Below are 12,716 nucleotides of genomic sequence, written 5' to 3' on the forward strand. Positions count from 1 at the left end.
CTGTCAGGCGGTAGCAGGAAGGCGCCCGCAGAGGCGCCTGATATAACAATCACCCGGAGACTGTCATGGGGCCGTTGACTCCCGAACAGCGTCGGCGGCGCTGGCTGGCGCTGGCCGTTGTCGCGCTGGCGTACATCCTTTCCTTTTTCCAGCGCTTTGCGCCGGCCGGTATCGCCCAGGATCTGGCTGCCGCCTTCCAGACCTCGGCGGCCTCGCTCGGCGTGCTCGCCGCGACCTATTTCTACATCTACACGGTGATGCAGATCCCCACGGGGATTCTGGCCGATACCCTGGGGCCGCGCCGGATACTGGCGCTGGGGGCGTTGGTCGGTGGTGTCGGTAGTCTGCTGTTCGGCTTCGCGCCGTCGCTCGAATTCGCATTGGCCGGCAGAACCCTGGTCGGGCTCGGTGTTTCGGTCACCTTCATCGCCATGCTCAAGCTGGTGGCCGTGTGGTTCGAGGAGAACCGTTTTGCAACCATCGTCGGCATCTGCATGCTGGTCGGCAATCTCGGTTCGGTGCTGGCCGGGGCACCCCTGTCGGCGATGGCCCAGGCGACCGGCTGGCGCGGGGTGTTCATCGGCGTCGGCGCCGTCTCGCTGGTGCTCGGGGCGCTGTGCTGGCTGATCGTTCGCGATGCGCCGACCGCTTCGGGCGAAGCATCGCGGCCGCGTTTCGACCGGACGGTGGTGCTTTCCAGCCTGCTGGCGGTGATCCGCAACCGTGCCACCTGGCCGGCGGCGCTGGTCAATACCGGCATGTCCGGTGCCTTCTTCACCTTTGCCGGGCTGTGGGCGACGCCTTACCTGATGCAGGTGCACGGCATGGCGCGCGCGACCGCTGCCAATCACCTGTCCTTGTGGTTCGGCGGTTTTGCCGTCGGTTGCCTGTTCATCGGCGGTCTGTCCGACCGCCTGGGGCGGCGCAAACCGGTGATGATTGCCGTCTCGCATGTGTACGTGGCGATCTGGCTGATCCTGCTGTCCTGCGTGGCGATGCCGCTCAGCCTGTCGTACCTGCTTTTTGCCCTGCTCGGTTTGTCGACCGCCGGGTTCAGCCTGACCTGGGCGTGCGCCAAGGAGGTCAATCCGCCGCTGCTGTCGGGGATGTCGACCAGCGTTGCCAACATGGGCGGTTTCCTCTGTGCCGCGATCATGCAGCCGGTCGTCGGCTGGATCATGGATCTCGGCTGGCATGGCGAAATGGTCGCCGGTGCCCGCGTCTACGACGTCGCCACCTGGCAGAACGGCGTGTTGGCAGTGACCTTGTGCGCCACGCTGGGCGCTGCCGCCCGCTGGCGTATCCGCGAGACACGCTGTCGCAATATCTGGCAGGCGGCCTGATAATTGTTTTGCGCATGACATGAAGTCGTAGAATCAAGCTTCTGTCTTGCTACGGGGATGCAAATTAGCGTATGCTTATATTCATGAAATCCATCGCTCGCTCCCTGATTTTCGCTCTTGCTCTGGTGTCGACCGCAATCATGGCGGCAGATGCCTTGCCGGTCATCATCGTCAAACCACATCCGGTCGACCTGACTATCCCGGCTGAATCAGTTGTCGAGGCCGTGCAGCAGACGACGGTTGGTGCCCAGGTGGCAGGCCGGGTACTGGAAGTGCGCGCCGATAGTGGCCAGCGGGTGACCAAGGGCGATCTGCTGATGCGCATCGACGCGCGTGAGGCTGGTGAAGCAGCCCGTGCGGCCGAAGCGCAATACAAGGTGGCGAAACTCAATTACGAACGCCACCAGCAGTTGAAGGAACAGAAGTTTGTCAGTCAGGCGGCGGTCGACAAGGCCAGGGCCGATTTCGATGCGGCGGCGGCCAATCGCAGTGCTGCCGGTGCCAGCCAGAGTCACGCGAGCATCGTCGCGCCGATGACCGGCATCGTCGCCCGCCGGCATGTTGAAGCCGGCGACATGGCGATGCCGGGAACGCCGTTGTTCACCATTTACCAACCGGGCAGCCTGCGCGTCACCGCCAGCATTCCCCAGCATCGCCTGCCGGCCATGCGCGGCGTCAGCAGTGCCCGCGTTGAGTTCCCGGAACTCGGCAAATGGGTCGATGCGAGCGCCATCCAGGTGCTGCCCACGGTCGATGCGGCGACCCATGTCGCGCAGGTGCGTGTCAGTCTGCCGGGACTGGCGGAAGCCGTTCCCGGCATGTTCGCCCGGGTCCATTTCGTTACCGGCCGCGCCGACAAGCTGACCGTACCGGCCGGCGCGATACTGCGCCGCGGCGAAGTTGCCGCCGTCTATGTGCAGACCGCCGATCAACGTCTCGTCCTGCGCCAGTTGCGCCTCGGCGAAGCCGTCGGTCAGGGCGAGATCGAGGTGCTGGCCGGGCTGGCTGCAGGTGACAAGGTGGTCACCGATCCGGTCAAGGCGGCCATTCAAGTTCAGTCGGGCAAGTAGGCCATGGCCGCCGAAAAGACCTCGCTCGGCATTTCCGGGCGTATTGCCGCCGCCTTCCAGGATTCGCGGATCACCCCGCTGCTCGCGCTGGTCGCCTTCCTGATGGGCGTTTTCGCGACCCTGGTCACGCCGCGCGAGGAAGAGCCGCAGATCGACGTGACCATGGCCGACGTGCTGGTCGCCTGGCCGGGCGCTTCGGCCAAGGATGTCGAGAACCTGGTGGCGACGCCGGGCGAGCAGGTGTTGTCGCGCATGCATGGTGTCGAGCACGTCTATTCGATGTCGCGCCCGGGCATGGCGGTGATCACCGTGCAGTTCGAGGTCGGCGTCAAGTACAACGACGCGGTACTGCGCCTGCACGACACGGTGATGGCGCATCGCGACTGGCTGCCGGCCAATCTCGGCGTGTCCGAGCCGGTGATCAAGCCGCGCGGCATCGACGACGTGCCCATCGTTGCGCTGACCTTCCACACCGCCGATCCGGCACGTTCGGCCTACGAACTGCAGCAGGTGGCGCGCGCCGTCGAGATCGAACTCAAGCGCATCAAGGGCACGCGCGACATCTCGACGCTCGGCGGCCCGGACCACGCAGTGCGCGTGCTGCTCGACGCCGAGCGGATGAACGCCTACGGCGTCACGCCGCAGGACATTGCCGGTGCGCTGACGGTGTCCAATGCGCTGCAGACCTCCGGCAGCCTGGTCGCCGGCAATCGCGAAATCCTCGTGCAGACCGGCACCTACCTCGAGTCGGCGGCGGATGTGAAGCGCCTGGTCGTTGCAGTTCGCGAGCGCAAGCCGATCTACCTGAGCGACGTCGCCACGGTCGAGGACGGCCCCGACCAGCCGCAGCGCTACGCCTGGTTCGGCACCCAGGCCGGCGAGTTCCCGGCGGTCACCATCCAGATTTCCAAGCAGCCCGGGGTCAATGCCGCCGACGTGGCGAATGCTGCGGTCGACCGTATTGAAAGCCTGAAAAATATCGTCATTCCCGACGGCGTCGAGGTCACGGTCACCCGCAACTACGGCGAGACGGCGACCGAAAAAGCACAGAAGCTGATCGGCAAGCTGGTTTTCGCCACCGCATTCGTCGTCTTGCTGGTCTTCTTTGCGCTGGGCAAGCGCGAAGCGGTGATCGTCGGTATCGCCGTGACCCTGACCCTGGCGGCGACGCTGTTCGCCTCCTGGGCCTGGGGCTTCACGCTCAACAGGGTGTCGCTGTTCGCGCTGATCTTCTCGATCGGCATCCTGGTCGACGACGCGATTGTGGTGGTTGAAAACATCCACCGCTGGCAGGGTCTGTATCCGGAAAAGACGCTGCTCGAAATCATCCCCGGCGCGGTGGATGAAGTCGGTGGGCCGACCATCCTGGCGACGCTGACCGTTATCGCCGCGCTCTTGCCGATGGCCTTCGTTTCCGGGCTGATGGGCCCGTACATGAGCCCGATCCCGATCAACTCGTCGATGGGCATGGCGCTGTCGCTGGCCATCGCCTTCGTCGTCACGCCCTGGCTGGCGGTACGGCTGATGAAGTCGCACGGTGCCGGTCATGGTGCGCCGGCGGCGTCGAAGCTGGATGCCAAGCTCGACAGCACTTTCCGCAAGCTGCTGACGCCCTTCCTTGATCCGCTGACGGGCGCCGCCGCGCGCGTCAAGCTGGCCATCGCCGTCGTTGTGCTGATCCTCGGTTCGGTGTCGCTGGCTTACTTCCAGCTCGTCGTGCTGAAGATGCTGCCCTTCGACAACAAGAGCGAGTTCCAGATCATCGTCGACATGCCGGCCGGCACCCCGGTCGAGGAAACGGCGCGGGTGCTGCAGGAAATCGGTGCCGAGCTGGCCAAAGTCGAGGAGGTGACGAACTACCAGGCCTACGCCGGCACCGCCAGCCCGATCAACTTCAACGGTCTGGTCCGCCAGTATTACCTGCGGGCGGCGCCGGAAAAGGGTGACATCCAGGTCAATCTGGTCGACAAGGCCAAGCGTTCGCGGAAAAGTCATGAAATCGCCGCCGGCGTGCGCGCGGCGGTTGAAGCCGTCGGTCAGCGTAACGGCGGCGTCGCCAAAGTCGTCGAAGTGCCGCCGGGGCCGCCGGTGATGTCGCCGATCGTCGCCGAGATCTACGGCCCTGATTACGCCGGCCAGATCGCCGTCGGCAAGCAGGTGCGCCAGGCCTTCAGCGAAACGCCCGACATCGTTGCCATAGATGACTACATCGACGCCGATGCGCGCAAATTCGTGCTCCATGTCCTGCAGGCCAAGGCCGCGCAACTGGGCGTGGCGCAGCGCGACATTGTCGAAGTCGTCGGCATGGGGCTGGCCGGCATGGACGTGACGCCGGTGCGCAATGCCGAATCCAAGTTCGCCGTGCCGGTGCGGATCACGCTGCCGTCAGCGCAGAAGTCGGCGCTCGATACGCTGCTCAAGTTGCGGGTCCGTTCCCGCGATGGCCAACTGGTGCCAGTATCCGAGCTGGTCGAAGTGCGCGACACGGTGCGCGAAAAGACCATCTACCACAAGGACCTGCTGCCGGTCGTCTACGTCGTCGGCGACATGGGCGGCCAGCTTGATTCGCCGCTCTACGGCATGTTCGACATCCGCAGCCGGATCAACGGCATGGAACTCAAGGAAGGCGGCAGGCTCGGCGAATGGTTCATCCGTCAGCCGACCGATCCCTATGCCGGTTACAGCGTCAAATGGGACGGCGAGTGGCAGGTCACCTACGAGACCTTCCGTGATATGGGTCTGGCCTACGCGGTCGGCCTGATATTGATTTATCTGCTAGTGGTCGCTCACTTCGGCAGCTATCTGGTGCCGCTGATCATCATGGCGCCGATCCCGCTGACCATTATCGGTGTCATGCCCGGACATGCCTTGTTCGGCGCGCAATTCACCGCGACTTCGATGATCGGCATGATCGCGCTGGCCGGCATCATCGTCCGCAACTCGATCCTGCTCGTCGATTTCATCAAGCAGCAGGTCGCTGCCGGCATGGATTTCCACGACGCGGTGATCCAGTCGGCGGCGGTGCGTGCCAAGCCGATCGCGCTGACCGCATTGGCCGCCATGCTCGGCGCCATGTTCATCCTCGACGACCCGATCTTCAACGGTCTGGCGCTGGCGCTGATCTTCGGCATCCTGGTGTCCACACTGCTGACCCTGGTCGTCATTCCGGTTCTCTACTACGCAGCCTTCCGCAAGGAGCATCAATCATGACCACCGAACGCATCATCCGCATCATGGCCGGCTTCTTCGTCATGCTCTCGCTGGCCCTCGGCTGGCAGGGCAGCCCGGTCTTCGTTTCGGAATGGTTCCTGGCATTCACCGCCTTCGTCGGCTTCAACCTGTTCCAGAGCGGCTTCACCGGGTTCTGCCCGCCGGAGAAGCTGCTGAAGAAGCTTGGCGTAAAGTCGGGCGGCAGCTCCTGCGGCCTCTGATCCGAAGGTAGTCGCAGCGACGGCCCAGTTGACGGGTACACTCTGCTTCCCGCCGTTGTCGAGAAGCCCTGCCCGAATGTCCGTCGAATTGAGAGAAAAACCCGCCGTCGCCATCGTTGCGGCCGTCCAGCTACCCAGTGTCAGCGATGTCGAATTCGAGTCCTCGCTGGCCGAACTGCGCGAACTGGCCAAGACGCTCGGCTACACGGTGGTCGACACCTTCATCCAGAAGCGCGGCAGTTTCGATACGACGTCCTATGTTGGCGTCGGCAAGTGCGAGGAAATCGCTCATTACGTCGAGCACACGGCCGACCGTGAGATCGATGCCATTCTCGTCGATCATGAAATCTCGCCGTCGCAGGCGCGCAACCTGGAAAAGGCCACCGGTTGCCCGGTGATGGACCGGACCATGGTCATCCTCGAAATCTTCCATAACAACGCCCGTTCGCGTGCCGCCAAGGCGCAGGTCGAAATCGCCCGCCTCGGCTACATGGCGCCGCGACTGCGCGAAGCGGCCAAACTGGCCGGGCCGCAGGGCCGCCAGCGTAGCGGTGTCGGCGGCCGCGGCGCCGGCGAATCGCATACCGAACTGGACCGGCGCAAGATCCGCGACCGCATCGCCGAGCTGCAACTGGAAATTGTTGCCATGGATGCCGAGCGTCAGACCCAGCGCGCGCGCCGCCAGGAACGCCAGAGCCTGGCCAGCGTCGCCCTGGTCGGCTACACCAATGCCGGCAAATCGACGCTGATGCGGGCGCTGACCGGTAGCGAGGTGCTGGTCGCCAACAAACTGTTCGCCACCCTCGACACGACGGTGCGCACGCTGCACCCGGAAAGCGTGCCGCGCGTGCTGGTCAGCGACACCGTCGGCTTCATCAAGAACCTGCCGCACGGCCTGGTCGCCTCGTTCAAGTCGACCCTCGACGAGGCGCTCGATGCCGGCCTGCTGCTGCATGTGATCGATGCCAGTGACCCCGGTTTCGAACGCCAGCTCGAAGTCACCGACCATGTTCTGGCCGAAATCAGCGCCGACACCCTGCCGCGCCTGCGCATCTTCAACAAGATCGACCATGTCGGAAACGAGGCGGCACAAGTCGAATGCACGGCCAGATTGCGTGAACAGTACCCGGATTGCGTGGTGATGAGCGCTGTTCGGCCGGACGATGTGGCGTGTCTGCACCAGATCATCGTCGATTTTTTCCAGGCGGCGCTGGTCGAGGCTGAACTGTTTATTCCCTGGTCGGCCCAGCAGTTGCGCGGTGAACTATTCGCCAACTGTCAGGTACTGGCCGAGCGGGCGGACGAGAACGGCGCCTTTTTCAGCATCCGTGGCGAGCAGGCGGCAATCGACAGCTTGCGCGAGCGTTTGTCGCCGGCTGGCTGAATTCAGACGCTGATGCCGCGCATCGCCTGATAGGCCGCCAGTGCCCGGGCGACTTCGCCGCTTGGGCGGGCGCTGTCGCCAAGACCGAATTCCATTTGCAGCGATGCCTTGTTGGTGTCGATGTAGTCGATGACGCGGCTCAGGTTGTTCATCCGGTTGGGAATGAAATTGTTCTCTGAATTTAGCAATTCCGCGGAGCGGGCAAAGTTGCCGCTGAATTCACGGATTGCGTTCACCGCACCGTTCGGGTTGCTGGCCAGTACACGGTCCAGGCGGGCGGTGTCGAGACTGGCCATGTTGGTGACCGGATCGATCTCCAGTCCGAGCGCGCCCATGCCGCGAACACCGCTGCCGGCACCGTTGAAAATGCTCTCGATGCTCTTTTCCAGTTCCCACTGCGACACGGTTGCGGCATGCGTGCCGGCCAGCAGGCCGCCGTTGGCCAATACCTCGTCGAAGCGGTCGATCCAGCCGTTATAGGCGTCGGCGAAGGCCTGCAGGCGGCTGCGGATTTCGTCGGCGCTGCTGCTCTGGTCGATTGTGCCCAGTTTGCCGGCTTCCTGCTGCATCGCCGCGACGTAATCTCCCATGGCGGTCATTTCGGCGAATTCGGCTTTGTAAACAACCTCTTTACGGTTGATCGTGGTCATCATCGCGTAGGCTGATTCCGGATCGAACAGCGCCGGATTGCGGCCGTTGGCCATCAAGGGGGCATTCGTCAGCAGGGCGTTCATGGCGCCGGTGGTGCTGCCGCCGTTGAGCAGGCTGTCCATGGCCTGGGATTTGAAATCGGCCAGCCGCTCCTGCAGGACGGCCAGGAAGTTGCCGCCCGCTGCCGCAGGATTGCCTTGCCCGCGCTGCATGCCGGAAAGCAGCGAAAAATCGAAAGTCTTGCGGATGATGGCGTTGCTCGACATATTGCCTCCTGGCGGTGGCGACGGCAGATTGCCGTCCAGTTGCCCATGGCTTCCTCTGTGCAACAAGCGTGCCCGGTGCCATGAAATGGTGGCGCGTCCGCCGCTGTCCCGCGCTACCGGCATTTCGCCGATTCCCTGGGGTCGGCGTGGTGGGTCGATTCACGTCCTCCGGCAATTTTCGCCGCCGTCGACTTGCCGGCCGATCGGCTAGAATCCGCCTGACAACATGGAGGAGCGGGACATGAAGATTGGTTTTATCGGCCTGGGCATCATGGGGCGCCCGATGGCGCTCAATCTGTTGAAGGGTGGCCACCAGGTCACCGTCTGGGCGCGCCGCGCCGAATCGATGCAGCCCTTGCTCGATGCCGGCGCCAGCGGCGCTGCGTCGCCGGCTGATGTGGCGCGCGGCCAGGAACTGGTGATTTCCATGGTCGCCGATGCGCCCGACGTCGCCGAAGTCATGCGCGGCGTCGCCAGTGCTGCCGTTCCGGGGCTGGTCGCCGTCGACATGAGCACCATCGCGCCGGCGGCGGCACGCGCGATTCACGCCGACCTGGCGGCGGCTGGCGTCGATTTCGTCGACGCGCCGGTGTCCGGTGGCGAGGTCGGCGCGATTGCCGGCACGCTGTCGATCATGGCCGGCGGCTCAGATGCCGCCTTTGCCCGCGCCCAGCCGGCATTCGAATGCATGGGCAAGAACATCGTCCACGTCGGTGGGCCGGGTGCCGGTCAGGTGACCAAGGCGGCCAACCAGATCGTCACCGGCATGGGCGTGCTGGCGGTTGCTGAAGCGATGGCCTTTGCCTCGAAGAACGGTGTCGACCGCGGCAAGGTGCGCGAGGCGCTGCTCGGCGGCTTCGCCTACTCGAAGATCCTGGAAAACCACGGTCAGCGCATGCTCGACCGCAATTTCAAGCCGGGCTTCAAGAGCTGGATGCATGAAAAGGACCTGAACATCGTCATGCAGACGGCGCACGAACTCGGGCTGTGTCTGCCGGGGTCGGCAGCGACCGCTCAGATGTTCAACGCCATGGTCGGTTCCGGCCTGGGCGAGGAGGATTCGATTGCCGTGCTGAAGCTCCTGGAAAGCCTGTCGGGACAGGCATGAAGGTCGGTTTCATCGGACTGGGCGCAATGGGGCGCCCGATGGCCCTGCATCTGCAGGCGGCCGGCCACGCGTTGCACGTCTGGGCGCGCCGCTCGGCAAGCTGTGCCGGCCTGCCAGCGACGGTTCATGCCTCGCCGGCCGAACTGGGCGCTGCGTGCGAGGTCGTGTTCACCGTCATCACCTCGAGTGCCGATGTTGAAGGCGTGACGCTCGGCGACAACGGCTTGATCCACGGCATGGCGCCGGGCAGCATGCTGGTCGATTGCTCGACCATCGCGCCCGACGTCGCCCGGCGTATCGCCGGCCAGTTGGCGGAGAAAGGCATCCACATGCTCGACGCGCCGGTGTCCGGCGGCGAGCAGGGGGCGAAAGACGCGACATTGGCGATCATGGCTGGTGGCGACGCGGCGGTGCTCGAACGGGTGCGTCCGCTGCTCGAAAAACTCGGCCAGCGCATCGTCCATATCGGCCCCAACGGTGCTGGCCAGGTCGCCAAGGCCTGCAACCAGATGATCATGGTCGCCGCCATCGAGGCGGTCGCCGAAGCAATGCGCCTGGCCGCCGCCGCCGGGGTCGATCCGGCCAAGGTGAAGCAGGCGCTGGCCGGCGGTTCGGCCGGCTCGCGCGTGCTTGAGATCATGGGCCAGCGCATGGTCGACCGCGATTTTTCGGCCGGCATCGAGGCACGCCTGCATCACAAGGATTTCGGGCTGGTACTCGAAGCAGCGCGCCAGAGCGGCGTGCCGGTGGCGCTGACGGCAAGCGTCGCCCAGCAACTCAACGCGCTGATGGCGCTGGGTTTCGGCAAGAACGACACGAGTTCGCTGTTGCGTGTGCTGGAGGCTAATTCCCCGCGCACTGCGGACACACCGCGCTGATCTCGACTTCCGGGCTGTCCAGGCGGTGGCCGGTGGCGGCCAGGCTGGCGCAGAGGGTGGTGGCGACGTTGGCGTCTTCCAGTTCGGTCACCGCATTGCATTTCGGGCAGACCAGGAAGAGGCTCGGTGCCGAATGGTTGCCGTGGCGGCAGGCGACGAACAGGTTCATGCGGCCGATCTTGTGCGCCAGGCCGTGCTCGATCAGGAAGTCGAGGGCGCGGTAGATGGTTGGCGGCGAGGCATTGCCGCGCGACTGCCGCATCTGTTCGAGCAGGTCGTAGGCCTTGATGCCCTTGGGCGTTCGATAGAGCAGGGCCAGGACTTCGCGGCGGATCGCCGTCAGGCTGGCACCCTGTTGTCGACAATGGCTGGCGGCACGTTCCAGCGCCTGGCTTTCGTCGCAGAGTTCGGTATTCATCGAATCGGCTTGGTGGTGGGTATGCGATGTTATAACATTGCCGACTTCCTGCACCAAATCACGACGATCAAGGAACGTTCGATGAGCCGATCCACCAAGCTGCCGACCGAGGCAGAACTTCTCGCCGCTGCCGACGATGAATACATGTCGCCGGCGCAACTGGCCTTCTTCCGTCAGCGCCTGCTTGATGAGGAAGCCGCACTGCGCGGCGCCGCCGAGGAAACCACGCACCATCTGCAGGACAATGCTGCTGAACCCGATCCCAACGATCGCGCCAGCGCCGAGGAAGAGCACACGCTGGAACTGCGCGTGCGCGACCGCGAGCGCAAGCTGCTGAAGAAAATCGGCCAGGCGCTCAAGCGCATCGACGACGGCAGCTACGGCTGGTGCGAAGATACCGGCGAGCCGATCGGCATCGCCCGCCTGCTCGCCCGGCCGACCGCCAGCCTGTGTCTGGAAGCCCAGGAGCGTCACGAGCAGAAGCGGCGCCAGTTCGGCGGTTGATCGCATGATGGCCGACGACGCCGACCGGCGCATTCCGGTCGTCATCCTCACCGGCTTTCTCGGCGCCGGCAAGACGACGCTGCTCAATCACCTGCTGCAACAGCCGGAAATGGCTGAAACCGCCGTGCTCATCAACGAGTTCGGCTCGGTTGCCGTCGACCATCACCTGGTCGAGAAGATCGACGACGACGTGATCCTGCTCGACGCCGGCTGCATCTGCTGTACCGTGCGCGGCGACCTGACGCGCAGCCTGACCGACCTGTTCATGCGCTGCCTGCGCCGCGAGATCAAGCCGATCCGCCGCGTCGTCATCGAAACCACGGGTCTGGCCGACCCGTCGCCGGTGATCTACACGCTGATGGAAGATTTCTTCCTGGCCGAGCGTTACCGCATCGATGGCGTCGTCACCGCAGTCGACGCGACCCACGGCGAGGGCCAGCTGGCGGCGCACGGCGAGGCGATCAAGCAGGTGGCGATGGCCGACCGGCTGCTGCTGACCAAGGCCGACCTGGCAACGCCGGAGCAACTGGCCGCGCTGTCCGCCCGGCTGACCACGATGAACCCGTCGGCGCCGCAACTGCCGATAGCGCGCGGCCAAGTCCCGCCCTCGGCGATCCTCGCCTGCGGCCTCTACGACCCGGCCGCCAAGTCGCCCGATGTGGCCGGCTGGCTGGCCGAGGAAAAGGTCCGCGACGAGCGCCGCAAAGCGCATGGCCACCATCATCGCCACGACGTCGACCGGCACGATGCGCATGTCTACAGCTTCGCCCTGACCTTTGCCGAGCCGCTCGCCTGGCCGAGTTTCGCCGACGCCGTCGGTGTCCTGCTGGAGACCATGGGCGAGCGCATCCTGCGCATCAAGGGCCTGCTCAACGTTGTCGGCGACCACAAGCCGCGCGTCGTCCAGTGCGTCCAGCACGTTCTTTATCCCTACACCCGGCTCGACGACTGGCCGGCGCAAGCGCCGTACAACGACCGCCAGAGCCGGCTCGTCTTCATCGTTCGCGATCTCGACCAGTCGCTGGTCGAGCAGGCCTTCGCGATGTTCTGTGGAGTGCGCGACCAATGCTGATCCGCAAGCTGTTCAAGTTCGAGAACGCCCATATCGTGCGCGGTTGCAGCACGCGCCGCTGCTCGCATTCGATCCACGGCCATTCGTACAAGGTCGAGCTGATCCTCGAAGCGCACGCCTTTGACAACGGCCAGATGCTCTACGACTTCGGCCTGCTCAAGGGCGGCCCGCGCGACCTGATCGACGCCTTCGATCACGCCGTCGCCATCTGGGACGGCGACGACGCGGATTATGTCGCTGCCTGCAAACGCTTTTCCGAACGCTGGATCAGCCTGCCGGTGTCGCCCAGCGCCGAGCAGTTCTCGCGTCTGTTCTTCCGCCTGGTCGATACGCTGTTGCGTCTGACCGACACCGTCAACGGCGAGCAGGACGTGCGCCTGCATTCGGTGATCGTCCATGAAACCGAGACCGGCTACGCCCAGTGCTTCCGCGAGGACGCCGACAACCCGCGCATGGGCTTGATCGACCTCGACCGCATCGTTTTTTCCGAGGCCATCACCCAGGCCTGGCGCGACCCGCAGCTGTTCGAAAAGCTCAGGCGCGGCGAGCGCCTGCGCAACCCCTCCGCCGTCTGATTTTGTCTTGAAGGAG

At 64.7% G+C, this 12,716-nt stretch carries 12 protein-coding genes; 10 read left to right on the forward strand and 2 right to left on the reverse strand.

Translation table 11 applies throughout. The annotated features are described in order from the left end of the window. Positions 1–65 precede the first annotated feature (65 nt). The 5 genes from AADV58_RS05390 to hflX all read left to right on the forward strand — a co-directional run bounded on the left by AADV58_RS05390 (position 66) and on the right by hflX (position 7,228). On the forward strand, positions 66–1,343 hold the full coding sequence (locus tag AADV58_RS05390; RefSeq protein ID WP_341744251.1) for an MFS transporter: 1,278 nt from the start codon (positions 66–68) through the stop codon (positions 1,341–1,343). An 83-nt stretch (positions 1,344–1,426) separates the two neighbouring features. Continuing rightward, entirely contained in the window at positions 1,427–2,413 is a 987-nt protein-coding gene (locus AADV58_RS05395; protein ID WP_341744252.1) for an efflux RND transporter periplasmic adaptor subunit, read from the forward strand. A 3-nt stretch (positions 2,414–2,416) separates the two neighbouring features. Then, a complete protein-coding gene (locus AADV58_RS05400) occupies positions 2,417–5,623 on the forward strand; it encodes an efflux RND transporter permease subunit (RefSeq protein WP_341744253.1) in 3,207 nt (1,068 codons plus the stop codon). After that, positions 5,620–5,844, forward strand: a complete 225-nt coding sequence (locus AADV58_RS05405) for a YgaP family membrane protein (protein ID WP_028993553.1) — start codon at positions 5,620–5,622, stop codon at positions 5,842–5,844. The genes AADV58_RS05400 and AADV58_RS05405 overlap by 4 nt, the downstream gene beginning before the upstream one ends. Positions 5,845–5,920: 76 nt before the next feature. Further along, positions 5,921–7,228, forward strand: coding sequence for a GTPase HflX (gene hflX, locus AADV58_RS05410; protein WP_341744254.1), 1,308 nt, complete (start codon positions 5,921–5,923; stop codon positions 7,226–7,228). A 2-nt stretch (positions 7,229–7,230) separates the two neighbouring features. On the opposite strand, the gene fliD is transcribed toward hflX, so the two are convergent. Beyond that, complete coding sequence (fliD, locus tag AADV58_RS05415) at positions 7,231–8,145, reverse strand: flagellar filament capping protein FliD (RefSeq protein WP_341744255.1); 915 nt, start codon at positions 8,143–8,145, stop codon at positions 7,231–7,233. Between the two features lie 241 nt (positions 8,146–8,386). Between fliD and AADV58_RS05420 the strand changes: the two genes are divergently transcribed. Both AADV58_RS05420 and AADV58_RS05425 read left to right on the forward strand, forming a co-directional pair. Beyond that, positions 8,387–9,253, forward strand: coding sequence for an NAD(P)-dependent oxidoreductase (locus AADV58_RS05420; protein WP_341744256.1), 867 nt, complete (start codon positions 8,387–8,389; stop codon positions 9,251–9,253). Continuing rightward, positions 9,250–10,131 (forward strand): NAD(P)-dependent oxidoreductase, encoded by an 882-nt coding sequence (locus AADV58_RS05425; RefSeq protein WP_341744257.1) that lies wholly within the window; start codon positions 9,250–9,252, stop codon positions 10,129–10,131. The genes AADV58_RS05420 and AADV58_RS05425 overlap by 4 nt, the downstream gene beginning before the upstream one ends. Here AADV58_RS05425 and AADV58_RS05430 read toward each other — a convergent pair. Next, the gene (locus tag AADV58_RS05430; protein WP_028993548.1) at positions 10,097–10,549 is read right to left on the reverse strand and encodes a Fur family transcriptional regulator; all 453 of its coding nucleotides are present in this window, start codon (positions 10,547–10,549) and stop codon (positions 10,097–10,099) included. The two genes, AADV58_RS05425 and AADV58_RS05430, sit on opposite strands and share 35 nt — an antisense overlap. Before the next feature lie 81 nt (positions 10,550–10,630). Between AADV58_RS05430 and dksA the strand changes: the two genes are divergently transcribed. The 3 genes from dksA to AADV58_RS05445 are packed head-to-tail and all read left to right on the forward strand — an operon-like array spanning position 10,631 to position 12,700. Next, a complete protein-coding gene (gene dksA, locus AADV58_RS05435) occupies positions 10,631–11,053 on the forward strand; it encodes an RNA polymerase-binding protein DksA (protein WP_028993547.1) in 423 nt (140 codons plus the stop codon). A gap of 4 nt (positions 11,054–11,057) precedes the next feature. Continuing rightward, complete coding sequence (locus AADV58_RS05440; RefSeq protein ID WP_341744258.1) at positions 11,058–12,125, forward strand: GTP-binding protein; 1,068 nt, start codon at positions 11,058–11,060, stop codon at positions 12,123–12,125. Continuing rightward, positions 12,119–12,700, forward strand: coding sequence for a 6-pyruvoyl trahydropterin synthase family protein (locus AADV58_RS05445; protein WP_341744259.1), 582 nt, complete (start codon positions 12,119–12,121; stop codon positions 12,698–12,700). The genes AADV58_RS05440 and AADV58_RS05445 overlap by 7 nt, the downstream gene beginning before the upstream one ends. Positions 12,701–12,716 lie beyond the last annotated feature (16 nt).

The organism is Azonexus hydrophilus (assembly GCF_038368255.1).
Taxonomy (GTDB): Bacteria; Pseudomonadota; Gammaproteobacteria; order Burkholderiales; family Rhodocyclaceae; genus Azonexus; species Azonexus hydrophilus.